We start from the raw sequence: 26919 nt of genomic DNA, 5'->3' as shown, positions 1-26919 counted from the left end.
CTCCCCATCCCCCCCTCTCCCTTGTCTCCCTTGTCTCAGCTATTATCTGCGAAATAAGGCTTGTGGAGCGAAGACGCGGTAAGCTTCTAATGCAGCAACTTTTACAGGTTCAGCAACAATGGGGAATGTGCTGAGAATGTAGGCAAATTCTTCTTCGGTTAAGCCGTAGAGATGGGCTATCATTCCATCGAGTTCGGCACGGAGTTTGGCTCTTTCGGTTTCGTCGGTGACACCTTGTTGATGGGAACCGAGTCCAACATAAGACGCGAGTTCGTCATATTCTGGGGTGGTGCAAATGAGTTTGGCAGCGCGTTGTACGATTTCAGAGAAGTTGCGATCGCCGGATGTTAAACGTGGTATTGGTAACTGGTAAAAAATAAACATAGAAAATGATGTTGTGACTCGCTGTCGAGCTATAAAATCAAATGCAAAAGAGTTTAACAATCCACAAACATACAAAATTTCATGATTTGTGATATTAGATTTATCTAAATTACTCAGCGTTAACTTATGATTTGCAAAAACATTTTTGGGAATTAAAGCAGCAATTACAGTCCTTGCATCTGTATTTCTAGCAATTTCACGATATGCTAATCTATACTTTTGATAGCCTAATACTTGTCGAATATCTGCTTGCTTACCCAGTAAATCTTTACGTGCTTCATTTTCATCAATCCAATATTTAGGTTGTCCCCATTGGTGAGTAAACTGATGAATCATCTTACCTTCATAAAGCGGTAGCCTTCCTTTGCCAGGTTGTTGCTTAAATAAATGACTATCATTAGTCATGTCAAATTCACGAGTCAACCGCAAATTCCACTTACCATCAATCTTTTCACCTAGTAAGGGAAACTTGAGCATTTTTTGAGCAATGCGGACATCTACATCATTTTTAAACTCCATCACCGATAGAGAATCTGGCGAAAGTTTCCGCACCATATCAATACTTATCTGCAAGCTTTCTTGACTAGGAAACCTTTCCAATTCCTGCACATCATGACGCATAAAAGCAGATGGAAAATCTACCGTATTACCACCTTTAGCAAAAGTAAGGACAACAAATTTAAAACTGCGATGAACCTCTTCAAAAATTGTCTTGCGGTTCTCAAAGCAGAAAAGTCCAGTAACTTTTGTTTGACTAAACAACATTTCTCGCAGTTGCTTAGTACCTAAATCAGTATAGATACCGCTAGGAATCACAATTCCGCATTCACCACCAGTATGTAAGAGGTTAAAACACCTTTCTAAAAATAGCTTGTAGAGGTTAATATCTGTACCAGCTTTCTTACCATTAACAATAGAAATCTGATTTTTATACTCTTCCGAAGAACGGTAATAAGCACTGACATAAGGATATTGACTTTGATATTCTAACCACGTATTAGCAATTTCCTGATTTTGTAAAAGCTTATTCTGCTCTTTTTCAAAAGCCTTGATATCCATTTTGTTCTTCGTCACCAAATCATTATGCTGTGCGAAGAACTCTTTAGCTTGCGGCTTGAATATCTCCCACGGAGGATTAGTAATAATCGCATCAAAACCACCCCGTCCTAAAACCTTATCAAAATGATAACCCCAATGAAAAGGCTTTAACGCTGCAATATCCTTCGCAGTCAAAACGCGTTTCTTTGATTTCCCAGTTAACTGAACTTCCTCATACTTAATCCCCAACCGCTGACTAAACTCATCCAACAACAAAGTATTTAACTTTTCTTGCGATTGTTTATTGAGGTTGTCAATCGATGTCCGCAAACTTAACAACCTTCCATCTTGATGGGTTCCCACATCCGCACTAGCAAACTTTTCCTCACCGGGAATAAAAGCATGTCTCTTGTAAAGTTCAATCGACTTATTCTTTTCTTCTAAAATAGCCTTATATTGATTTGCAGTTAGAGACTGTAAAAGATTACCTTGTTTAGAATTGCCAACAATATCAAAAGCAGTTTCATCAACCTTAATTAATCCAATCAGCGAATTCCCCGCCATAATATTAAAATCAATATTAGGTAGCGGTTCTAACTCATCCACATTGTGAGCAGAAGAAACCAACGCCAAGAAAAGACGCAATTTTGCAATTTCCGTCGCTTCTTCCATGATGTCTACACCAAAGAGATTATCAGTAACAATGCGCTTTTTAATATAATACGATAATGATTTATGTAATTTTCTTGTATCTTCAAGTTCACTTTTTAGTTTTGCATCTCCCATCAAATCAATTGTGCCAATTACCGCACTGTAAACTTGAATTAGCGTCTTCATCGCTGCCACAAGAAACGCTCCCGAACCGCAAGCTGGGTCAAGAATCGATAAATTGGGGAGAATATCTTTAATCAGTAGACGACAGACATTAGCATCCAGTTTGAGAAAGAGTTCGTTAATATCTTCAAATGGTTTATACTTATCTGAAAGAGAAGAATTTGCGCGGTCTACAATTAATTTTTGAATTGTTCTGTCACAGAGATATTCAGTTATTTGTGGTCGAGTATAGTAAGCACCAAACGCTTTTTGGTTAATATATTTTTCAAAAATGTAGCCTAAAACGTCCGGATTAATTTCATCATCTTTACCCTCTGGGGTGTCATCCAAATTCCAAGAATAACGCCCAAAGAAATCTAAAACTTTCTCAAAGGCATCATCTGCTATGACAATATTATACTCTTGCTCAATGCGATGTCTTAAAAATAATCCACCATTTAAGTATTTAATATTTCCTACTAAAGCTTGTACAGATGGGTCGCGGTCTATCTCTGGTTTAGCAAAAGATTCAAAGAATAATACTTGCAAAAAGGTATTATAATAAAGGTTATCGCCTCGCTGTTTACTTTCTTTTAGCTTGTTTTGTAGATATTCAAAATCGCCATTAGGTTTACCGATGCGTTTATCAATAAAACCCTTACGTTGGAGAAAATAAACAAACATCAGGCGATTGAGAAGCACCGATGTATACCAACGTCGGTCATGAGTATTATTAATGCCTTTAACGTCGGCTAAAAATTGCTTGTGCTGTTCTTGAAATTCTTTATAAAACTGTTTAGTTACTCGTTCAACATCAAAAGCTTTTTGCAGTCGATAAGCAATTTCTACAACTGATAATTTATCATCTTCTAGTTCAGTGATATCAATAACCAGAGAACCAAGCTTACTTAAAAATAAGTCACCTGGTTGACCTTTTACATATAAATGGTCACGAATATAGCTTTTATTTTCTTCCCGTTTTACCCAATACCAAAGACTGCGGGTGCGTTTATTATCAATAAAAATCAGCAGATTTTCAGCTTTTAATTTAGTAATTTCTTGGTAAATAGCAGCGCGAATTTTAGCTTCTGGAATGATTCCATCTGCTGCGGTAACTTCATAAACAGCTACACCGGATATCTCTGCAATACATTTGTACTGATAAATCTTGCTCTCAATTTCCAAGGTAACAGCCTTTCTGCGTATCGGTTGTGACCAGCCCAACTCTTCTATAAACAAATCCTCAAATTGGAAGTTATAGAGTAAATCGCGTGTCTGTTTAAAATTGAGTTTCATAGTATACTTAGACTATTAAAGAAAAAATAGAATTTTTGAGCATGACGAATCCGCCCGAAAAAGCTTTAAAGCTGGGGCTTAACAGGTTTATTTAAAAAATGAAAAATGTGATAAGTTTATGAAGGAGCGATCGCACTGTATCTGTAATAACCGCTATAATTACACAAGTGGCTGAGTACAATCACTGAAAATATTCTGGAAAAGTTAGATCCCCGACTTCTCCAACAAGTCGGGGATCTGGACACCGCAAATATATGTTTTGAAATATGCTCTATTTTCAAACTTCTACTTGGTTAAATCTTGGGTTAAAACCCTGACAACAATTTCGCTATTTGTTTTGGTGTAGGAAGTTTATCCTGTAACTCTTGTGGTAACGTTGAAACAATCCGATAAGTTGCCACGCCAATAGGTTTATTCGACTCCCTCAACGCATATTCCACAATCGTTTTATCTTTCAACTTGCAGAGAATAATACCCACCGAGGGATTTTCATCCTCTAACCTTACTTTGTCATCTAACGCCGCCAAATAAAACTGCATTTTTCCCACATATTCCGGCAAAAATTCACCAATTTTCAAATCAATAGCCACCAAACATTTCAAGCGACGATGAAATAACAATAAATCAATAAAATATTCTTTATCACTAATTTCTAAACGGTACTGACTACCTATAAATGTAAACATTCCGCCCATTTCTTGCAGAAATGGTTCCACCTTCGCCAAAATTGCTTGCTCTAACTGACGTTCACTATGTTCCGAAGCAAGTTCTAAAAAGTCAAATGTATACTCATCTTTAACCGCTAAGAGAGCCTGTTGACGAATATTCTCTGGAACAGTTTGGTCAAAATTAGTTTGATTTAGTAAAGTTTTCTCATAACTTTGATTTTCAATCTGGTTAATTAAAACATTTTTCGTCCAACCAAACTTCCGCGTCATACGGATATAAAATTCTCGTTCTAGGTCGTCTTTGCACTTCTCCATAATTACTAGATTATGAGTCCAAGCAATTTCTGCCACCAATGGTGACAGTTTTTCATTGGCATGGTATGTTAGGTAAAAATCGCGCATTCTCCAAATATTACGAGCCGAAAAACCGCTAATACCTGGAAACTCAGCTTGTAAATCTCTCGCTAATTGCTCAACAACTGACTTCCCCCAGCTTTGTCCCTGCTGACGAGAAACAATTAACCGTCCAATATCCCAGTAGAGAGCAATTAATTCTTTATTAACCGCCTTCAAAGCTTCATATTGTGCAGCGCGAATGCGCTGCTTGACAGCAACTAGTAGTTCACCATAATTCTCTGTATTTAATTCACTCATAAGTACTTTGTGAGAAATTAATTAAAATTATTTTCTCTTTCCTGTGTCCAAATTTATAAATATTTATATTAAGTTTGTTTCAATTATATTTTTACAATGTCACTTTTCCTGAAATAATCCCAGCGAACAAATAATTGATGGTTCTCTTTTCTCTACTTCTTCACTGACAATACACAAACGGTCATCCATCCGCAGAGCTACTACCAATTCTGCCAATTGCTGATTACTAATACCGCTTCTTAATTGCCGATTTAAAGTATCAATTGCTGACTGTCTTAACGGGTAACGATAAATATCATCAACTGCCTTTAGCAGTTCTTCAGTAATAAATAACGTCTCCTTCATTTCCTGAACATAACTTTTTAATCGTTCATAGGTGCGGAACCTTGCACCTGATGGTCTTCCCAACTGACCACCCATATTTTTTTCTTCCTCAGCAATCAGTTCAGCACCTTTTTGAACTAACTCGTGGTGCTGTTCATCTCTAGGAATAGCGGGAGTATTTTCTTCACAAGCCGCCATTTTTAAAACTGCTAATTGCGACTGAGTGATATTATTTCCTTCGCGGTCAACATAAATCAAAGAATCATTACCTTCGGTGGTTTTCATGTAAAGTAGTACCCCCTCCGGTTGCATTTCGGGAGTATTAGCGCGGGTAGAATAAACCACATTTGGCATATCTTCTATCATCTTTTTCAAAGCTTGATTACCATCAGTGGCTTTTTTCCAAATTTGAAATGCTTCCGAAGTCAAGTCTACTTCTGTATCTTCTTCACCATCCAAAATCCCAGATTTTTCATTGTAGAGGTCGAGAATTACCTGAGTAGAATCATCTTCAAAAAATGCCTCATCAGTTCCCACCACCTCAGCATTTTCTTGTAATCTTTGGCGTAATCTTAAGCGTAAATTAATAATGTGTTCTACACCCGCTGCTGGTAGAAAGGAATAACAGAGAATTTTTTCGGCATTTTGTCCAATTCTGTCTACCCGTCCTGCCCTTTGGATTAATCTAATAATTGCCCACGGTAAATCCCAATTAACAATAATCGCGCAGTCTTGTAAATTATGACCTTCACTCAAAACATCGGTGGCAATTAAAACACGTAATTCATGATTATTTGTGACTTTCTCACCTTTGCCATTACTAATAGGACTAAACCTAACTGCCAGTTCCGTAGGGTCTTTTGATTGACCCGTCACCCCTGCCACACTGGTAAGTTTTCTCTCCTGTAAATTATCAGCAAGGTAGCGTACTGTATCGGCAAATTGAGTGAAAATGAGTACCTTCTCGTTCGGGTGAGTTTTTGTTAGCAGTTCGACCAAAGCGGCAAGTTTTTCATCTTCTTTGGGATTCCACTCCCCACAGTATTGCAACAGATTAATTAGTGCTTCGGCATCTGCCAATAAATCCCGTTTTAATCTTTTAATATCAAATAGTGTAGAACGTAACCACTTAAAACGCCGTTTATATCGGGTTGCATATTCAGTGTAAATTGACTGTGCTTTTTGTCGAAAACTTTTTTCTGTTAAACTTTCTGCTTCTTCTTCTTGCAGAGATGAATCATCAACATCATCTTCGGTTTCCGTATCAAACAAAACTGCATCTTCATCATTATTACTTGTGTCTAATAACTCAGCATCCTGAGTACCGATAGGAATATCAAGTTCCTGTTCTAGAGCATATAAATAAATAAAATTCCGTAAAATGTGGCGTTCAATTGATTGGATAAAAGCAAAGCCACTACTTTCTAAACGTTTAAATAAATTAGTACGGGAAAATCCCATTAACCTACGTCCACCACGAAATAATGCATTAAGTTGGCGCTGTTCATTGTCAGTGGGTGGTTGTTTGTGTTTGGTGATAACGTAATTTCCTAATCCATAACGAGGTAGGTTAAGTTGATTAATTATCTCTATTATTGACTCCGAATAAAGGCGAGAATAAAGGTCAGTTTCCGAGCCTTCTAAAGTAAACTTGACAGTACGAGGAATGCGGTCTGGAAAATAAGAACGTCTGCCATCGGAAAATTCTAAATATTTACGTTTAGTTTCATCAGTTTGGGCATAATTCTCTTTAATAAACGATCGCGTCCGCCGCACCATGTAACGTTTCATTAACTCTCGCCAGTCATCGGGATGTTCGCTTTTTTCAAAAGCCGCTAAAGAGCGTACAGAACATTGATGCCTTCTGATAAACTCTAATTCTCCCACCGAACTGCCACCTAGTTCATTGATTAAGGCTTCTGGTCGAAACCCCAAATCTTCGTCTTCTGGGACAAATAAGCGCAGTTGGGAAGAAAGGTCAAGATAAGTTTTGTTGTAGGGAGTGGCAGATAGGAGAATGCATTTACTTTCGTTCTTCTCAACATATTCTGCGATCGCTCTATATCTCTTACCTTCCCGGTTACGCAAATTGTGACTTTCATCAATTAATACAACTCGGTAGCGGCGTAATTCTGGTAACTTACTTTGGACTTGACTTATCGGCAAAATTTTCGCATACAACTTATAATTATCAACATATTCCTGCCACATTTGCACTAAGTTTTTTGGGCAAATAATTAGCGTTTCTAACAAACAATCTTCTTGTAATATTTTGGCTAAAGCAGTTCCAATCAAGGTTTTCCCCAAACCAACCACATCCCCCACCAACACACCACCGCGTTTGGTGACATGACGCGCTGCTAGCTGCACTGCTGCTTTTTGGAAATCAAACAAATTATTAAATTCACGGGGGATGCGGAACTCAGATAAACCTGCGATCGCTTCATGAGACAAATGATAAGCAATCTTTAGGTAGATGTGGTAAGGCGGGATTAATTCTTCCCTCGCCCAACTCTCATCAATGATATCTGCGAGTTCTTGGGAAATATCTACACAGCCATAATCTTTCCAGCGGTCATCAAACCATTTTTGCAGCTTGTTGCAGGCATCGTGGTCTAAAATATCAACATTCAATTCCCCTTGTTTCGCAAGTCCCGGCAGAGTCAGGTTACTGCTACCCAAAAATCCCACGGTCGGAGTATTAGGGTCATTGCGATGCACCAAGTATAATTTGGCGTGGAGGGGGTGACGCAGAAACAGTTTAATAATTAATTTCTTTGTTTTTAGCTGATGACTTAACCGCCGCAACCCCGCTTCATCTTGATTCGTAGGCGCACCAATAGTCAACTGCTGGCGAAATTCAGCTGCCATACGTTTTTTGAAGCGCACGATCGCAATGTTGTCAATCCGTCCGTCACCAGTGCCAAGGGTGAAAGCTGCATGGACTTCATCACTGGGTAAGCTTTGCATCCCAATCAGCAGACGACAACAAGCCTTTTCACTACCAAGATATTGTTCAATTAAATCATCTATTTTCCGCCAACCTCTAAGATTGAAGTAGCCAACGCAAAAATCTGCTCTGTAAGAGACTTCGAGAGAAGAACGCAAAATCGGTAGCAGTTGCAAATCTATGTTGTCAAAGATGCGTGGCATAATTTCATATTTAGTTGAAAATTAGTTCCGGGTTGCTGACTGGCAGTGTTCTACATACATATATTTCCCAACTCATATCTTGCACGCCCGCCCGAACGATTAAAATCGCGGCTAAACAAACCAAGTCCGCCTACGCGGACTAACGGAAAATCAGGGATTCTATAGCCTGGGTCGGCAGGCTTTGTTCGGCTAGCCGCGATTTTAATCGTGCTTGTGCAAGATGTGAGTTGGGAAATCAGCGATACCTACGGCGGGCTGCGCCAACGCACTTTTATCATCATAAATAATTTAAAATTTTAATGAACTTATATGAAACTTTTATTAACAAATGTTGTCCAAACATTGAGAAAGTGCAATCATTTAGCAAAAACAATTCTAAGCTATCAGTATGTTATTCAATCAAAAACTTCGTCTCGCAGTAGGTTTTGCCACTTTATTAATTACTGGCTTCGCTAGTAGCTATCTATATACTCAGTCAAAAACTAAACAGCTAGCTCAACAAAATCCGGCTACAGAGAATTTAGCCTTTACTACTCAGCAGATTTCCTTAGCTTCAAATATTCAAAATACGTTAAATGAAAATATAGACAAGGAAAATCCTTCTTCATCTCAACGAGAATTAGCACAAGCATCAAAAGCATATTCTGTGATTGATGAAGCACAAAAACCTAAATTTAAGGTTAATAGCAGCCAAGTTTTTAATTCAGGAAAGCTACCAACTACTAAAATTAATTTCAATCAAGCCGACTTATTAGCAACTCTTTCCAATACGAGAAAATATTTTCAAGATTATGGTTCGCTAGACCCAGATGTTCAACGTACAGGATTGCTTGGCGCTCAAGGAGTTAAAGTAGAAGATATCCTCAAGACTTTGGATTTTATGATTGCTGTATTGCAAGAGGATATTGCCAATGGTCGCACTACGCGTTTACAAGATGCTAATTTTATCAACTCTAATTTTCGCGTGATAAAATGGTCTGCTTATAACCCCCAAAAATCTCAGCAAGAACGACTACGAATTACAAAATATGCTGTATTTACTCATCCAGGGTCACGCAAGAAAACGTCTACGTTTAATATACCACTATACAGTTTAAAAGATGATTTAGCGGCTAGTAAGTTCTATACCAGATATACAAAGCAGGATGTTTTATCAGGTATTTACGAACCAGGTGGTAGAGAGTATGGAAAAGTTGAACCTTTGGTTTATCTCAGCCGAAAAGGTTTAGAAGAAGCTTTATTGGAAGGAACAATTCTGGTGACTTTTCCTGATGGTTCTAAGACATATTTTAATGTCGATAGAAATAATGAAATGGCTTATGTGCGAGGATTAGCTGCAACTGCACAAAAGCGTTATTGGTATTTTCGGGAGGTTGATGCTATTAAAGGTTATGGATATAAGATTGATGCAAAAATATCTATTAAACCAGGGGTGACTTTTGCTGGCGATGTGCTAAATATTGGTTTAGGGAAAATTATTGTACTTGAGTATAATAAGGCTGGGCGAAAAAACCTGCAAATGGGAATTATAGCGGATACGGGGGGAGCGTTTTTACCGAATCTGCATCAACTCGATTTTTTAGCGGGTATTTTTAAGAATAATAAAGATTTTGGGCAGCATGTTCAGGAATTGCCTGATTATGCTCAGGCATATATTTTGGTGAAGAAGTGAAAAGAATTATTTCACTTCTAGACGCAGAGGGGCAAAGAAGAATTTTGCGCCTTTAGGTGATATAAAATCAAAATGTGCATTTGTGGTCTGGGTCGTCTAGGGCAGTTCTGACTATAAAAATGCGGAACCAGAATTCGCATCTAAAAATAACGTTGCCTGCGGTTGTTGACGTAATATAGAAGCGGGGCAGTTAATGTTAATTGACTGCTGCAACATCTGCTTTACTACCTGAGCTTTACGTTTTTCGGGTGCAAGGCAGATAATTTTTTTAGCAGAGCAAATCATCGGGATGGTGAGGGTAAAAGCGTACTGGGGTACGTTTTCCAGATGAGGGAAATAACCAGTGGTCACTTGTTGCTGACGATTGACTGCATCTAGTTTTACCAATTTAACGCTGTATGAATCGTGAAAATTTGCTACAGATGGATCGTTAAAAGCTATGTGTCCGTTTTCACCAATACCTAGACAGCATAAATCAATTGGTTGTGCTTGCAATAATTTAGTATAGCGATCGCACTCTGCCAAAGGTTGTAATGCATCACCTTCTATGTAATGAAATTGCTTAGGCTGTATCCGTTTCTGAACACGTTCTTGCAAATAGCGTCGAAAACTCGCAGCATGGTCAGCAGCAATTCCTAAATATTCATCTAGATGAAACATCGTCACTTGCGACCAATCTACACCACCTAAGTTTATCAAAGCATCCAAAAATTTCAGTTGAGAGTTACCTGTCGCGAATAATATAGTGGCACAATCTCTTGAAGTCAGAACCTCTTGTAAATACTTTTGGGCTATTTCTGCTGCATCCTGTGCCATTTCGCTTTCACAGTTGTAAATCTGCACCATCAGCTCGTCGCGCAAAAAAAATTTTGTGGCGGATAACATTATATTACAAGGAATTTGGTCAAAATTGTCCTAATCAACGCTATTAATGAGAAATTGCAGAATTAAACAATGTAAACTATCTACATCAACTTGACAATATTTTACATTAAAGCAAAACACTATGCTGACTGCAATCCTCTTTGACCTAGATGGAACTATTGTTAATACTGACCCTATCCACTACATAGCGTGGCGGGAAATGCTGAAAAATTACAGGATAGAAATTGATGAAAACTTCTACAAATCAAGAATTAGTGGACGGCTTAACCCTGCAATCATCAAAGACATACTGCCACAATTATCACCCGAAGATGGGGTAAAACTTGCGGAAGAAAAAGAAGCGCTTTTTCGGGAATTTGCCCCTGATTTGCAACCGCTAGCCGGATTTTCGCAACTTATAGAATGGACAAAGATACATCAATTAAAACGAGCTTTAGTAACTAATGCCCCTAGATTAAATGTAGAATTTATGCTGGAAGTTTTAGGAATTAAAGAAGCTTTTCATACGGTGGTGATCGCAGGAGAAGATATAGCAGGTAAACCAGATCCTGCACCTTATCAAGTTGCCTTGAATAATTTGGGGATACAAGCAACGGACGCGATCGCTCTGGAGGATTCTCCCTCAGGTATTCGTTCTGCTATTGGTGCAGGAATTGGTACAATTGGTATTGCTTCCACTCACAATGGGCAAGTATTGCAAGAAATTGGCGCATTTATGGCAATTCCCGATTTCACAGATTTGCAACTGTGGACTTTGCTTAATTCCTTGATTGATGAAGATGTGAATGCGATCGCGCAAGCCTAAAACTAATTCCGAAATATCTGCCATTGTTAGGGTTTTAATCAGTTAGGTGAAAAACTATATAAATCTAGATAATACTCTAGAATTAATCATATAATCTAGAGTATTTTTAGATGACTAAACTTTTAACCATTGGACAAGTAGCGACACTTAAAGGGGTAAGGGTAGAGACAGTACGAGAATGGACTAGATCAGGTAAATTACAATATGTTGTAACTGAAGGTGGTCATCGTAGGTATCCATCTGAGCAATTTACTGAGTATAAAGAAAAACTAACTATTCTATACGCTCGTGTGTCCAGCCATGACCAGAAAGAAGATTTAGAGAGACAGTGCCAAGTACTTCAATCTCTCTACCCTAATGGATTACTGATTAAAGATTTAGGGAGTGGTTTAAATTATAAGAAAAAAGGACTTAACCAATTAATCTCTCTCCTAGTTCAAGGAAATATTGCCGAACTCGTAATTACTCATAAAGATAGACTTTTACGCTTTGGTAGTGAATTAATTTTTGCATTCTGTGAGCAATACGGAACTAAGGTTACAATCCTAAACCAACCTACAGACTGTACTTTTGAGCAGGAATTAGCCTCAGATGTACTAGAAGTAATTACAGTGTTTTCAGCAAGGCTTTATGGATCTAGAAGTAGAAAAAATCTCAAATTAATACAAGAACTACATAAGGTTACAGCAGAAAATCTATAAAACCTATTGCCAATCTATATAAATCTTGTGTATACTTCAAGTAAGGTCGAAAAAGCACTCTTCTTTATGCAACTAGTAGAGAAACACGTAATTAGGCTAACTCATAGATTTTGGAAAGAGTGTGATCATTTAGCTTTACAGTCGAAGCATTTATACAACTCTGCTAATTACACCCAACGCCAGTACTTTTTTGAAACTGGTAAATATTTCAACTCAATAGATATTTACCATAAAACTAAAGGACTAGAGGCTTATAGATTTTTACCTACTAAAGTTAGTAAGCAGATAGTACGTAGAGTAACGGATGCTTGGTCATGTTGGTTAGCTGCTATAAAAGACTGGGCAAAAAATCCTGATAAGTATTTAGGTAAACCCAAAATTCCAGGGTATAAACATAAAGAGCATGGTAGAAATGTTGTTATTTATCCAATAGATGCAATATCAAAACCAGCATTAGCGTCATGTATTATCAAACTTTCTCAGACTAGTATTGAGTTTCCCACCAAGGCTACAAATGTAGATCAAGTAAGGATAGTACCAAAACTTGACCATTATGTAATTGAGGTGGTTTATACTGCTGTAGACGTAGTTAAATCTGACGGTAAATACATAGCTGGTATAGATTTAGGTTTAAATAATTTAATGGCTATAACTTCTAATCATCCCGGTATCAAGCCGCTTTTGATTAATGGTAGACCGTTGAAGAGTATAAACCAACTATTTAACAAAAGACTATCCTTAGCTCAATCTATAGAAGCCTGGAAACAGATTAAACAACTGAATGGTAAACGTGCTCGTAGAGTAGATAATTATCTACATACAGTTAGCCGTAGAGTCATTGACTGGTGTCAATTAAATGATATTAGTCAGCTAATCATCGGCAATAATCAAGGTTGGAAACAGGATATCAATATTGGTAAGAAGAATAACCAATCTTTTACTAAAATACCTCATGCTAAATTGATTCATCTTTTAACCTATAAAGCTGAATTAGTTGGTATTAAGGTTATAGTCACTGAGGAAAGTTATACTTCTAAGGCTAGTGCAATAGACGTAGATATTTTACCAACTTACAAAGCTAAAGCAGAGTTTAAACCAGTATTTAGTGGTAAGCGAATTAAGAGAGGGTTATATAAAAGCACCACTGGTAGGATCATCAATGCTGATACCAATGGAAGTCTGAATATAGCTAGAAAAGTAATTCCTAACTTTATGGAAGGAATAGTGGGATTGCCGTTTATCCCTGTAGTTTTAAACCTTTGGTCTAAGATTACAAACGTAAAACACTAGATTTATTTAGTATTTTCTGAACGGTTAACCCTTTTTGTATTCTCCTAAGTTATTGGGGGTATTGACACTTAGATGGCAGCAGTATTTTCAAACACTTGGTAAATCACTAGGGGAAAGTTCAGCTAATTTTGCCACAGGGACTTGTTCGACTTCTGGTAGCTTTTCTAGAGATAGGGGGGTGGATTGAGTAGCACCGGATAAGCGTTTTAAAAGATTGGATCTGGGGTCATGCAATAGATATATGATGCGATCGCCTGCTTGCCAATGAATAGCAGCTGGAATTATCTGTAGGCGTTTTTCTCGTTCTACCAATAACGGCACCAAATCGCCGGTGCGAATTTTTTCTTGGATGCGATTTTGTTGGCTGGAAAATTCCTCTTCATTGAGGGTAGTTGTCCCTAACTTCACTCGTCCACTATTAAGATACTCATTCCAAGTCTTAATTCCTAAATCCTGGACAAAAGCCTGGTCAACTTTATTATCTGCGGATGTGGATGCTTGGGGGTCGCGAGGAAAAACCGCTAAAACACGGGGGGGGTTAAATTCTTCAGCCGCACGTTGAGCTAAAACAAAATTTACCTCACCATTGTTAGTCATAGCTAAAAAAGTTCCCATCGAAGCCAGTCCCGCTTCTTCCAAAACTCCTGTATCTAGGGCACTGCTAGCAATCAACCGCAGGTTTTGTGCTTCGGCTTCTGCAAAACATTCGGGGTCAGTATCAATCATGACCACCGCTTCTCCCCGTTCTTGAAAGAATCGGGCAATCAAAAGACTTAGGGGATTACAGCCAACAATTACCAACCCGGTTGCTTCTTTAGAGGTGATTTGTAGCCATTTGGCGATCGTACCTGCTGTTAGCCCCTGACAGAATACTGTCATCAGAATTGTCAGGAAGACTAAAGCTTTAATCGCTTCACCACCGTTGACACCGCGTTTTGTGAGTGCGATCGCAAATAAAGAAGCCACTGAAGCAGAAACAATACCTCTAGGTGCAACCCAACTTAAAAACAATTTTTGCCGCCAGTTGAGGTCACTATTCCAGGTACAACAGAGAATGTTAATCGGGCGAACGATGAACATTAGTACTAAAACTGTAAATAAACTGCCCCAACCCAAAGCAAATACACTGGCAATAGACAAATCAGCCGCTAGCAAAATAAACAGCACCGAGACGCTAAGAATCGTCAATTGACCTTTAAAGCGGCGTAACAAACGTTCTTCTGGCACTGAGGAGTTAGCAAAAACTGCGCCGGCGATTACGGTTGTCATTACTCCCGACTCACTGCGGATCATCTGCGCTAAAGTAAACAGACTCCACAGCACCGCTAGCACTACCAAATTTTTTAGTTCTAATGAGAGAACATCGGCACGTTTGAAAATCAAACTCATCAAATAACCACCTGCTGCCCCAATTGCTGCACCGACTCCCAGACGCAACAGCAAACCGATAATTGCATTGATTGGGTCAGTATCGCCGTTCAAAATTGTATCGAGAACAACAAAGGCGAGGATAGCCCCTACCGGGTCAATTAAAACGCCTTCCCCTTCTAGCAGTGTTGCGACTTGTCGATCTACATTGATTTGTTTGAGTAGGGGACCGACGACGGTTGGTCCTGTAACTACGATTATGGAAGCGTAGAGAAAAGCAATATTCCAGGGAAATTCACCCAACCAATGAGCTGCCATGCTACCACCAAGCAGAGTGATGAGCGTTCCCAGAGTGACGAGCAATTGCAGACTAAGAGAAACTTTGCCTAACTCGCGCAAATCTAAGTTGAGTCCACCTTCAAACAAAATTATTGCCGTTGCTAAAGCGACAATAACTTCCAATCCTGTGCCCAGTAAATGAGGGTGCAACAGCCCAAGTGCATCCGAACCAAGAAGAATGCCAAACACCAATAACAAAACGATGCTGGGCAGCTTCAGATATGCAGCCAGCACTTGAGCGCTAATGCCTGCAAAGACCGCAATCACCATCTGTTGGGTGATTTCAAATGATGCTTCCATGTTTTAGATTTTGAGTGATATATTTCAAAATCTTTGTAAAGAATAGTTAATCTTAACTTTGTCCGGCGCAATACCATATCCATTGTGACTTGCTAAATTCTCCAATGGGTTAATTTATGGTATTTGTTTATACGCTATTTCTTAATTATTCCTGAAAAAGTGGCGATCGCTTCTTAATCCATAAAACTCAAGAATTCATTCTATAAGTCGGTGCCTAAAAGTCAAAAAGGCGAATGTACGGGAGTATTCAGCTTGTGATAAACGCATGATGACTAAGTTGAGGAAATGACGCTCATAATTAAAACCAAATCATAGCCGATAAAAGTACGACTATTATAAACGCTTGCGATCGCATGACCCGATAACCACCCGTAAAGCACTATGCACACAAGTCCCTAAGAATTTCTTTCCTCTAAAAATCTTTTGGATTCGGCAAAGCTTGCCGAAGAGAAATTTTTTTCGCTAAACCTGTTGACATCAAGACGAAAATTAGTTATTTTAGTAAGAGTGTTGCAAGTCATGCCCCCATCGTCTAGAGGCCTAGGACACCTCCCTTTCACGGAGGTAACGGGGATTCGAATTCCCCTGGGGGTATTTTTGGTATGACCAATAAATACTAAGTCAAAAGTGATAAAATACTTTGTCTTTTGAGGCTTAGTTGATAAATTGACTGAAATGGTTATGCGATCGCGATAACCTACTATTTGAGTATTTGCGTTAGTTCCGATCGCCCTTGACTTTCGCTCTTAGTGAAAGTGGTGATTGCGATGGTCGCATTCAATAGTATATTTGTATTTGATAACCCGCAACGCCTGGTTATTATGGTGGTTCTATTTCTTGCCAGTCATCAATCCCCCAGTCCAAGCGTCCCCTCAAGCAGTAGGGTGCTGTTGTTATCTATAAGGGCAGGTGTGCCAGAAGTTGCGATCGCACCATATTTCTCAAAGTAGCGACTTACTTCTGGTGGAAAGTGGTTGTACTCAAACAAAGCATCGCCGGCGGCAATATTTGCCCAGAAGTCGCGCAAATTCGGGGCTAGTTCTTCCGCCTGGGCTGGTGGTAAGTTTAAGGGAGGCAAAGTTAGCAGTTTGAGTAAAAAGGGAACAGAGCGATCGCCCATCCATTTTCGTGAGGTTTCCTGCAATTTCGGGAAATCCGGTACTGACTCCACCCGATGTGAGCAAATTTGCAACCATTTTCTTCCGTGATTATCCCGATGAAACTCTAATACGCGGTAAGGATGTGGATAGCTGACTAAAGAACCTGTGGTAATATCATATACTCCTTCTGAGTAGGCAACATCCTGAACGTGCAAATGTCCTGTAAATACTAAACTGACTTTGTACTGCTTTAGCATCTGCAACAATTGTGGTGCATTTTCCAACATATAGCGATTTGCCATTGGGTGACGCGATTGGTTAGGCAAATGCTCAACAACATTGTGATGCACCATTACTAATACTAATTCATCATTTGCGGCTGCTAACACCTCTTCTAACCAATTTAGTTGTTGGATATCTAAACGCCCTACCTGCTCACCTTGGTCATTAAAAAAGTTAGAATTCAAACCAATAAGTCTGACTCCAGGTAGCAACTGACAAGTGTAATAAAGTTTGTCGGCATCTTCATAACCAAACTTGCGATAATAAAGTGGGAAATCGGCAAAACCAATTGATTGTTCATCTGCTGTGAGGACAGGAACATCATGATTGCCAGGAACAACGTAGACTGGAAAAGGTAACTCAGCCAAACGTTTTTGCAACCAAATATGATTTTCTGGTTCACCGTGTTGGGTTAAATCTCCTGGAAGTAAGAGGAAATCTAAATTCAGTTGTGTTAAGTGTTCTAATACACTTTCAAACGCGGGAATGCCGACTTCCACCAAATGAAAACGGCTGGGATGATTCCAGATTGTGTGGGGAAGCGCAAGGTGTAAGTCGCTGACTACGGCAAAGCGAAAATTTAGAGTCATTGAAGTAAGGATAATGTTAAAAACAAACTAAAAAAGCTCTTTTGAGAGAAGTATAACCTTTGTTTTGTCTTGGTGGGGAGAAGCGATCCCACTTAATATTTATATACAAATTGGGGAATTGGTAATTGAATAAATAAGATATTATTTTTCATCGTTAAGTATTATTATAATGTCTGAAGTTAAAGGAGAGTTGATTTTGGCATTGCGAGTTCGTCGAGTCCGTCAACATGTAAACCCACTAGCAAATAAATATCAAACACCAGCGAATCCTGTAGAATGGGAAAAAAATTATGCCCAAAACCAACCGCTTCATTTAGATATTGGTTCTGCACGGGGACGGTTTTTATTGAGTATGGCACAGCTAGAAACTAACTGGAATTTTCTTGGTTTAGAAATTCGTGAACCTTTGGTAATTGACGCGAATAAATTGCGATATGAGTTGGGTTTAACTAATGTCCATTATTTATTTTGTAATGTAAATAATTCGGTATCCTCGCTTTTATCTTCTCTCCCTAATAAAAGTCTACAGCGCGTCACAATTCAATTTCCCGATCCGTGGTTTAAAAATCGTCACGCTAAAAGACGAGTTGTGCAACCCGAATTAGTCGCAGAATTAGCGAATTATCTCGCACCTGGGGGAATGGTATTTTTGCAATCAGATATTAAGTTTGTGGCTGAGGAAATGTGCGATCGCTTTACCCAACATCCAGCTTTTGTCAGACAACATGACGAAGAATGGCTAGCCGAAAACCCGCTACCAGTCTCTACTGAAAGAGAAGAATATGTGCTGTTGCGGGGTGAACCTGTTTATCGCGCTTTGTTTACAAGAGTTAGGAACGACGGGGATACTCCACCCCTACAGCGCGATTTATAACTTACTAAGCTAAAAGTTAAGAGGTAAATAAAATGCAAACTCAACAACGTTATTACACCGCAGAAGAATATTTAGCACTAGAAGAAGCTGCGGAATTTAAAAGTGAATATCACAATGGAGAAATTGTACCGATGACTGGAGCATCAATAAATCATAATCGTATTTGCGGAAATGTATATGCTTCTTTGAAGTTTTTACTACGTGGCAAAAACAAAGAGGCTTTTATGAGCGATCTGCGGCTTTGGATTCCGCGTTATCAACGATATACTTACCCAGATGTGATGGTGATTCAGGGAAATCCTGCTTTGCACAATAATCGGACGGATACCATTACAAATCCCGTCTTAATTGTGGAAGTCCTATCAAAATCAACCCAAAATTACGATCATACAGATAAGTTTCGCTATTATCGCTCAATTACTGAGTTCCAAGAATATGTTTTAATTAATCAATATGAGCTTCAGATAGAGCAATATAGTAAAACTGGCGAGGCACAATGGCTACTTCGAGAATTTGAAACAGAGGATGCAAAAATTACCTTTTCCTCGGTTGATTTGGAAATAGCGATCGCTGAGATTTACGAAGGTGTTGATTTTAACCTGAAGGATTGTGATTGACACTCCCCGCAGCTATATAAAAATTTGTAGTGCGATCGCAAAGCGCAAAAATCCAGCTTTTGTCAGAATTCATCAATTGAGTACTTAAGCGATAAGGGATATAGCCGATCCAATAACAATTTATGCATCATTTCATGATGGCATAAGAACGCACGCTCATCTTCTCCATCCACATCTGTGTCGTAAATAATAGAGGTGAGGAAGGGGCAGCCCACGGCTACCCCTTTCTCACCTCCGCATGATAATGATTATTATTAATATACGGAGATTCTTCTATATTTTATTTTCTGGAAGTCCCTTAGTACCCATCTGGGCGACCGGGATTATATCGATCTGCTTTGAGATTTGCCGGACAAGTAACTGTTAAATGGAATCCATTATTGGATGGTTGTCCACTGCTGTCAAAGGTTGCAATAAACACAGCTCTAGAATTAGTACGGCGCAGACCCACTGAAATCTCTCCTGGTTGCGGATCGTCTAAACCAGGTACTCCAGGAGTTGCATTGTATATACAATTGCTTACATCTCGTGGAAATACTACCTCATATGCTCCTGTAGCAAGCAGACTTGATGATATTGCTCCTAAACTACGAGCAAGGGTGCCATCACTATTGACTACTGCACCTCTTATTTTTACCGAGTCAGAAGCGGGAGCATAAAACTCCCTCTCGTTATAACCTTGCGCTACTAAATTTGGTGGTGTAGTTTTGGGTAACGCTTGAGCGATGCCACAGTTAAGCAAGCTCAAGCCCAAACCAAAAGATATGAACATAGACTTAGCTAACATGATCTATCTCCTTTTTTCTGAGCAGTATTTGAGAACAAATTTGAACCCATACAGACATTGACATCTTCTTGCTGCTAATTCTGAGTACCAAATTAGCAGCAGGAGATTTCCTGGATTTTCCCTTTTGGGCTTGCCAGCCGACTTACTAGCAGATGTGTCTACGGCAGTACATAAACTTTGATTTATGTAGCAAATTTAGCTTTATTTGTTCTTTATAAAGATATACCATTGTCTTTATTTAATCTTGAATTTACACTACTTGGTAAGTAATATCTTTACATTGGATTAAATTTTCTATAAAATTTGCTTTTAACATATTGACAGAATTTACATATCCGTTTAAAGCATCTGTGATAGATTAAGGTTCTGAACTACCCCATGCATTCATGCATGGGAAACTTCCCCTGATGAGCTTTACTTCCATTAGGTTATTGTTGCGTAAGTCCTGAATCAAAAAAGATTGAATCAAGTGGTGCGGTTCCGGTGAACCAGCAGTGCGTCCGGGTTTAACTTTGCTTTAAATCCACGAATCAAACCACATTCGCAATTTATAACCATCAGGAGAAAGGGGTAAACCCAAATAAATGGGCATCCAGAACACAAAGGCAGCTAAAATTATGAAGGTAATGGTGACACCGACAGCGCGTAGATATAAGTGATAACTGCGAATACACTGGTCTACAAACCAGGCGATCGCTAAAAATGTAAACACCACACCAGGCATATAATGATAGATAAAAGCACAGCGCGTCACTTCTACCCAAGGTAGTAAATTAGCCAGATAATTTAAAACTAAAAATAAAGCAATCCAAGTATCAACACAAAAAGGTACAGCAGCAGAAAAACGCTTTGGCTTCACCAAAAAGTTGACAAATTGCCACACTATTATCCCGACTAAAAATAACAAACTAGCCAAACCAAACCACCACAAAAAGGGATTACCCATCGCATGAACATCATAAATTACTTTCACAGTTCCGGGGGGTAAAGGTGGTCCCATTACAGGTAGCGGTTCATTTAAACTTAAAGCCGTTTGATAATAATACGCCATTGGTCGAGTCATCAAAGGCCATTTGTACCACGCAGCACAGTAAGGATGCACATCAGGATTATTCCCACCTAGTTGTAAGTGAAACTTCAAAATTTCCTGATGTACTTTGATAAAGTCGAACCTTTTATCAAGTTGAAGGTGGGGAATCCAGATGACGCTATAGATGAAAGCGGGGATAATTCCTAAAAAAAACAGCATCTGAAAAACATTTAGCTGCGTTAATTTTTGCAGTGGTATTTTCGCTGCATTTAATTTCAAATTTTCGTCACGGTAATTATCTGACACGTTAAATTCATCTAAGTTTTCTTGCTTGTTTTTCGCTAAATAAAACGCCTGTAACCAACGAATTATCCAAGCTGTTATCCAAATAAAATAAGCCCCCAACAGAAACCATAAACCATTCCATTTTGTAGCTGCTGATGCACCAAAACCAATACCTGAACAAACTAACCAAAAAGTGCGTTTTCCGCTTTTTTTTTCTAATGCTAATAATAAAAACCATTGCCCTAACAAACCAAAGATAACAATATAAATATTATTTAATGCATAGCGAGATTCAACCAGAAATATGCCATCACAAGCTGTAAATAAACCTGCCAAAAAAGCAAAGCTGCGACGATGACTTATCTGATAGGCAATTGCGGCAACAACTAAGGGAATAAATGAGCCAGTGAGGGCATTTATCCAACGGTAACTCCAAGGTGTTAGGAGCGAACCTGCAAGTCCATTTACCTCTTCTTGCCCAAAGGGAATGTGACTCGCAATCCAAATGCCAATGCCAATGATATATTGACTCAGCGGTGGATGAGCATTAAAAAATGGCTTGTGAATGAGATAATTATTACCAAATGTGGCGAAGTAAACTTCATCAAATACGAGAGCATTAAATCGTCCCAGTCCCCAAAATCGCAAAGCGAGTGATAGAACAAATACACCCGCTATCCCTATCGAAAACCATTTTTTAGTCATTGGATATTGGTCATTTGTTAGTTGGAGCGTTGTTGGTGGTTAGTGGTTAGTTGTTGGTGGTTGGTTGTCCCCTTGTCTCCCTTGTCTCCCTTGTCCCCTTGTCTCCCTTGTCTCCCTTGTCTCCCTTGTCTCCTTGTTTAGGTATCCAATTGCGAATAATTAAACGTTCGGTTTCAAGAAGATTTGTCATCGGAAAATTGCCTAAATTTAGTTTTTAGCAAAGTTCACCACGCAGAACGGTGACTGCTTGTCCGCTTAGATATACTCGTTCCCCTCCATAACGAACGCGCACTACTCCACCTCGTGCTGAAGCTTGATAAGCGATGAATTCATTTTTACTGAGGCGATCGCTCCAATATGGTGCGAGACAACAATGAGCCGCACCTGTAACCGGGTCTTCATTGATACCGAGTTTGGGAGCAAAAAAGCGCGAAACAAAATCATATTCTCCGGTATCGGCGCGACTGGTGACAATGACACCTTCGGTAGACAATGTTTCTAAAAGAGTAAAATCTGGTTTGAGATTGCGAGCGATCGCCTCGGATTCCACTTCCACTAAATAAGCAAAGTTATTTTTTCCTACATATTTAAATTTCACCCCCAAAGCTTTAATTAACTCTTCAGGTGCGGTTGCTGTTTCTATCAGCTTGCTGGGAAAATTTAATTCAATCCATTCACCTTGTAGTTGCGCTGTTAACAATCCGCTGCGAGTATGAAATATAGCTGTTTCTTCAGGCGATAAATGTCCTTCTGACCATAATACATGAGCGCTGGCTAAGGTAGCATGACCACACAAATCAACTTCCACAAATGGCGTAAACCAGCGTAAATTGTATCCTTCGGCTTGGGGTAGCAAAAAAGCCGTTTCGGAAAGATTCATCTCTTGAGCGACATTTTGCATCCAAATGTCATCTTGTGGTGCTGATAATACACAAACTGCGGCTGGATTGCCGGCGAAAGGTTTAGCGGTGAAGGCGTCTACTTGGATGATGGTTTGTTTCATTTTTTTTTGCCTCACGCAAAGGCGCAAAGACGCAAAGAAATAATATAATTCTTAATTATCATATAACTTTTACAACAAGTTTATTAAACCACAGATTAAAACAGATCAATAATCTATGTTCATCTGCGGTTTATTTGAAATTTAAACTCAAGATTGAGGATTTTCGACTTTGGCAATTTCCAACATTGTTTTCAAAACTGAATCTGGATTGAGGCTGATTGAGTCGATTCCTTGCTCGACTAAAAATTGAGCAAATTCTGGGTAATCGCTGGGTGCTTGTCCGCAAATGCCGATTTTGCGATTTTTCTTTTTTGCGGATGCGATCGCCATTTTAATCATTCGCTTTACTCCTTCACTGCGCTCATCAAACAATCGCGCTACTAAGGCTGAATCTCTATCTAATCCCAGTGTCAGCTGAGTTAAATCATTAGAACCTATGGAGAAACCGTCAAATACTTCGGCAAACTCTTCAGCCATTATTACATTACTTGGCAACTCGCACATTACGTAAACTTGCAAGTTGTTGACATTTTGTTCTAAACCATTTTTTGCCATTTCTGTCAATACCAAACGTCCTTCATCGGGAGTGCGACAAAAAGGAATCATCGGGATGACGTTAGTTAAACCCATGTCTTCGCGTACTCGCTTAATCGCGTGACATTCTAAAGCAAAAGCTTCTCTATAACCTTTATCATAATAACGCGCTGCTCCTCGCCAACCCAGCATCGGGTTTTCTTCGTGGGGTTCAAATTGTCTTCCACCTAACAAATTGGCATATTCATTACTTTTGAAATCTGACATCCGCACTATCACAGGTTTGGGATAAAATGCTGCGGCAATTCTACCGATACCTTGGGCTAATTTATCGACAAAATATTGCGGTTTATCGTCATACAATGCGGTAATTTCGTCAATTTTACTTTGAACAATTTTATCTTCTAACTTGTCAAAATAAATCAACGCCATCGGATGAATTTGAATTTGATTAGCGATGATAAATTCTGTCCGCGCTAAACCCACCCCATCGTTAGGAATTGTAGATAAACTAAATGCTTGTTGAGGATTGCCCACATTCATTAAAATTTGCGTGCGAGTGCGGGGCAAGTTTTCTAAGTGAATTTCGTTGACTTCAAAAGGTAATAAACCTTGATAAACTCGTCCTTCTTCTCCTTCGGCACAAGAAACTGTTACCTCTTGATGGTTTTTCAATATTTGTGTTGCATTGCCGCAGCCAACAATTGCCGGTAAATTCAATTCTCTGGCTATAATTGCGGAGTGACAATTACATACAATAATTGGCGTATATTTGCTTGTGAAGACAACATAATTATGATGTTCAGCAACTGTAATATTGTAAACATCACCATCTGTTTCTTCATCAACTAAAACCACTCGCTGCATACGTATGTTTCCTGCAAGTATTTCTTCAAACGAGCCTGTTTCCTGAAGTTGTTTATCTGAAATTAGTAAATTATTATCTCTTCTGAGTTTGATTTGACCCGTAACATCGTCGCCAAAAAGCTGGTTAGTAGCAAAGAAGCGTGTTTGTATTGTTCTTTGGGTAACTTCTCCCTTGACTCGTTTAGTAAAGTTGAAGATTTCTGCAATTTTTTCAACCAATTGTACATTAGAGATTCCTCTATTTTTTGTTACATAAGGAACAGTGCCTATTTTCAAACAAGCTACTATGAAAGCTTGTAGTAAAAGGTTTTCGGAGATATATATATTAATGCGATTGTTGAAATAACAGCCATCTCCGTCTATTACTCCCGCAAGGAAATTGTAAGCAAATTCTACTGAGTTGTTCAGCAGTATGTTAACTATATTTTGCTCTTTATCATGCAATTCGTCGGCTATTTTTTTAGAGTATAGGCTGTAAGCTGTTGCTTGACCTACTACTAACTGACCTCTGATATAACCAGAAGATGCATTTAAGAGACAAGGAACAAAAGATTTACTGTAAACCGCATTTATGCATTGATTCATCGCAGCTATAAATTGCTGCTTTTCCCAGGTGTCTTTCTGTATAAACTGGACTTCACCATGAGTGCGGCTTCTGTAAATTGAACCATCTGTAAAAATACCGCCTAATAAATAAGCTAACTCTATCTTTTCTTTTTGATTTTCTTGCAACTGTGGAACATGTTCTGCTACTACCACCATTTCTTTGTGTGCGAGTATCTCTTGAATTTCGGTTTTGACATATTCCCCATCTCTAATATTAATCATCTTATGATCTGGAGTTAGGCGCAAACAGTTATCAGTAACTCTACCTGTTTGAGACACGCTGACAGCAATCATGTTTGATTGCCTTTTCATCGAGTCAATAATTGGTTGCCACTCTATTTTGCTTGTTTGTGGATTTAACGATAGAGTTAATAATCCTTCGTGACCTTGCTCATAAATATCCTGCAAGGTCATAAAACCTTTATTTGTTAAAACCTTTGTTTCTCCATCAAAACATGTGCGTCCACCAGAGTTAGTAATAATCGCACTAGCGCGTTTCATAATTGGTTCCCAGTCGGGATCGGTTCTTTCTGTGACAAGAATTTCCCCGGCTTTAAATTCATGCATTTTATTAACATCTAAAATCAGATGAACTTTCCCTTGGCTAATAGCTTCACCGACAGCACGACCGGTGATTAGGGGAGTGGGAGAGGGGGGGAGGGGGGGAGGGGAGTTAGGAGTTAAGAGTGAGGAGTTAGGAGTTAGGAGTGAGGAGTTAGGAGTTAAGAGTGGGGAGTTAGGAGTTAGGAGTGAGGAGTTAGGAGTTAGGAGTTCTCCAAGGAGTTCCCTTGTCTCCAAGGAGTCCCCCTGTCCTCCCTCTCCTCTTGTTTCTACTAATCGATAACTCCGCAAGACATTCTGCGCTTTCTGAGATTGCACTGTTTCCGGACGCGCTTGCACAATAAATAATTCGTTGGTAATGCCATCTTTTGCCCATTCGATGTCCATCGGGGTGAATTTGCCGTGAACTTGGGAATAATGGTCTTCTATTAAACATGCCCAATTAGCTAGTTGTAAAATATCGTCATCTGCAAGGGCAAATTTAGCTTGTTCGTTTGGAGAAACTTGTATATTTTTGGTTAGTTTTGAGCCTTCATCGTAGACCATTTTTAATTCTTTCGTACCCAATCTTTTATCGACAATTGGGCGAAAACCTGCTTTTAAAGTCGGTTTGAAAACTTGATATTCGTCAGGGTTAACTGTTCCTTGAACGACGTTTTCACCTAAGCCGTAAGCAGCTGTAATTATTGCTGCGTCTTTAAAGCCTGTTTCTGTGTCAATGGAGAACATGACCCCAGAGGTTGCTAAGTCGGAGCGCACCATTTTTTGCACGCCTACGGCAAGGGCAATGTTAAAATGGTCAAATCCTTTGGTGTGGCGATAGGAAATAGCGCGATCGGTAAATAGGGAAGCAAAGCATTTATGACAAGCTGATAATACTCCTTGGATGCCAGTAACGTTAAGATAAGTTTCTTGCTGTCCGGCAAAACTAGCATCGGGTAAGTCTTCAGCGGTAGCGCTGGAACGCACTGCTACATCGGTGTCTGCGTTGTAGCGATCGCATAAGGTTTGATAAGCTTCACTAATCGCTTGCCGCAATTCTTGAGGAAATGGTGTGTGCAGCAGTAGCGATCGCGCTTTTTTCGCAGACGAGTGTAAATTTGTTACATCCTCAACATCCAAGTCTTCCAGCACTTCTCGCAGCTTTTCTTCTAAAGAAGCTGATTCGATGAAATACCGATATGCATAGGCAGTTGTCGCAAACCCGTTAGGAACGTTAACACCTTGGGGTGTGAGTTGTTGAATCATTTCCCCCAGTGAGGCATTTTTCCCCCCAACTAGAGGAATGTCAGCAATCCCGACTTCATCAAACCAGAGAATGAGCGATCGCTCTTTTGCTGAAACAGATAAAGTGTTTTTGTATACCATATTCATTAGTATTTACTCTT

17 protein-coding genes and 1 tRNA gene are annotated in these 26919 nt (G+C 39.2%); 7 read left to right on the top strand and 11 right to left on the bottom strand.

Annotated elements, in window-relative coordinates; all coding sequences use genetic code 11:
• Positions 1 to 42: 42 nt before the first annotated feature.
• From OGM63_RS06705 to OGM63_RS06695, 3 genes are all read right to left on the bottom strand, one after another.
• Positions 43 to 3531, bottom strand: coding sequence for an Eco57I restriction-modification methylase domain-containing protein (locus OGM63_RS06705; protein ID WP_263744725.1), 3489 nt, complete (start codon positions 3529 to 3531; stop codon positions 43 to 45).
• Positions 3532 to 3836: 305 nt separating this feature from the next.
• Positions 3837 to 4853 carry a PDDEXK nuclease domain-containing protein gene (locus OGM63_RS06700; protein WP_263744724.1) on the bottom strand — a complete coding sequence of 339 codons (1017 nt, stop codon included), beginning with the start codon at positions 4851 to 4853 and terminating at the stop codon, positions 3837 to 3839.
• Between the two features lie 99 nt (positions 4854 to 4952).
• A complete protein-coding gene (locus OGM63_RS06695; RefSeq protein WP_263744723.1) occupies positions 4953 to 8330 on the bottom strand; it encodes a helicase-related protein in 3378 nt (1125 codons plus the stop codon).
• Between the two features lie 388 nt (positions 8331 to 8718).
• Between OGM63_RS06695 and OGM63_RS06690 the strand changes: the two genes are divergently transcribed.
• A complete protein-coding gene (locus OGM63_RS06690; protein WP_263744722.1) occupies positions 8719 to 10002 on the top strand; it encodes a hypothetical protein in 1284 nt (427 codons plus the stop codon).
• Positions 10003 to 10113: 111 nt separating this feature from the next.
• Here OGM63_RS06690 and OGM63_RS06685 read toward each other — a convergent pair whose 3' ends face one another.
• Entirely contained in the window at positions 10114 to 10848 is a 735-nt protein-coding gene (locus OGM63_RS06685) for a glucosamine-6-phosphate deaminase (protein WP_263744721.1), read from the bottom strand.
• A 160-nt stretch (positions 10849 to 11008) separates the two neighbouring features.
• Between OGM63_RS06685 and OGM63_RS06680 the strand changes: the two genes are divergently transcribed.
• The 3 genes from OGM63_RS06680 to OGM63_RS06670 all read left to right on the top strand — a co-directional run bounded on the left by OGM63_RS06680 (position 11009) and on the right by OGM63_RS06670 (position 13683).
• Positions 11009 to 11692, top strand: coding sequence for an HAD family hydrolase (locus OGM63_RS06680; RefSeq protein WP_263744720.1), 684 nt, complete (start codon positions 11009 to 11011; stop codon positions 11690 to 11692).
• 110 nt (positions 11693 to 11802) lie between these two features.
• Positions 11803 to 12393 carry an IS607 family transposase gene (locus tag OGM63_RS06675; protein ID WP_263744719.1) on the top strand — a complete coding sequence of 197 codons (591 nt, stop codon included), beginning with the start codon at positions 11803 to 11805 and terminating at the stop codon, positions 12391 to 12393.
• 66 nt (positions 12394 to 12459) lie between these two features.
• The gene (locus tag OGM63_RS06670; RefSeq protein WP_263744718.1) at positions 12460 to 13683 is read left to right on the top strand and encodes an RNA-guided endonuclease InsQ/TnpB family protein; all 1224 of its coding nucleotides are present in this window, start codon (positions 12460 to 12462) and stop codon (positions 13681 to 13683) included.
• Positions 13684 to 13770: 87 nt separating this feature from the next.
• Here the strand turns inward: OGM63_RS06670 and OGM63_RS06665 are convergent, their stop codons facing one another.
• Entirely contained in the window at positions 13771 to 15690 is a 1920-nt protein-coding gene (locus OGM63_RS06665) for a cation:proton antiporter (RefSeq protein WP_263744717.1), read from the bottom strand.
• 521 nt (positions 15691 to 16211) lie between these two features.
• Here OGM63_RS06665 and OGM63_RS06660 point away from each other — a divergent pair.
• A tRNA-Glu gene (locus OGM63_RS06660) sits at positions 16212 to 16284 on the top strand.
• A gap of 253 nt (positions 16285 to 16537) precedes the next feature.
• On the opposite strand, the gene OGM63_RS06655 is transcribed toward OGM63_RS06660, so the two are convergent.
• A complete protein-coding gene (locus tag OGM63_RS06655; protein WP_263744716.1) occupies positions 16538 to 17662 on the bottom strand; it encodes a metallophosphoesterase family protein in 1125 nt (374 codons plus the stop codon).
• 169 nt (positions 17663 to 17831) lie between these two features.
• Here OGM63_RS06655 and trmB point away from each other — a divergent pair, with 169 nt between their 5' ends.
• A complete protein-coding gene (trmB, locus tag OGM63_RS06650; RefSeq protein ID WP_263744715.1) occupies positions 17832 to 18536 on the top strand; it encodes a tRNA (guanosine(46)-N7)-methyltransferase TrmB in 705 nt (234 codons plus the stop codon).
• A gap of 32 nt (positions 18537 to 18568) precedes the next feature.
• Positions 18569 to 19153, top strand: coding sequence for a Uma2 family endonuclease (locus tag OGM63_RS06645; protein ID WP_263744714.1), 585 nt, complete (start codon positions 18569 to 18571; stop codon positions 19151 to 19153).
• 298 nt (positions 19154 to 19451) lie between these two features.
• Here the strand turns inward: OGM63_RS06645 and OGM63_RS06640 are convergent, their stop codons facing one another.
• The 5 genes from OGM63_RS06640 to OGM63_RS06620 all read right to left on the bottom strand — a co-directional run bounded on the left by OGM63_RS06640 (position 19452) and on the right by OGM63_RS06620 (position 26905).
• On the bottom strand, positions 19452 to 19940 hold the full coding sequence (locus OGM63_RS06640) for a hypothetical protein (RefSeq protein ID WP_263744713.1): 489 nt from the start codon (positions 19938 to 19940) through the stop codon (positions 19452 to 19454).
• Between the two features lie 517 nt (positions 19941 to 20457).
• The gene (locus tag OGM63_RS06635) at positions 20458 to 21960 is read right to left on the bottom strand and encodes a dolichyl-phosphate-mannose--protein mannosyltransferase (protein WP_263744712.1); all 1503 of its coding nucleotides are present in this window, start codon (positions 21958 to 21960) and stop codon (positions 20458 to 20460) included.
• A 46-nt stretch (positions 21961 to 22006) separates the two neighbouring features.
• Entirely contained in the window at positions 22007 to 22150 is a 144-nt protein-coding gene (locus tag OGM63_RS06630) for a hypothetical protein (protein WP_263744711.1), read from the bottom strand.
• Positions 22151 to 22174: 24 nt separating this feature from the next.
• Positions 22175 to 22963 carry a PhzF family protein gene (locus OGM63_RS06625; RefSeq protein WP_263744710.1) on the bottom strand — a complete coding sequence of 263 codons (789 nt, stop codon included), beginning with the start codon at positions 22961 to 22963 and terminating at the stop codon, positions 22175 to 22177.
• Between the two features lie 147 nt (positions 22964 to 23110).
• Positions 23111 to 26905 (bottom strand): PEP/pyruvate-binding domain-containing protein, encoded by a 3795-nt coding sequence (locus OGM63_RS06620; protein WP_318528416.1) that lies wholly within the window; start codon positions 26903 to 26905, stop codon positions 23111 to 23113.
• Positions 26906 to 26919 lie beyond the last annotated feature (14 nt).

This window comes from Plectonema radiosum NIES-515 (assembly GCF_025753815.1).
In the GTDB taxonomy this organism is placed as follows: domain Bacteria; phylum Cyanobacteriota; class Cyanobacteriia; order Cyanobacteriales; family Nostocaceae; genus Hassallia; species Hassallia radiosum_A.
The sequence above is the reverse complement of the archived record's forward strand: the minus strand, read 5'-3'. Positions and strand labels throughout refer to the sequence as shown.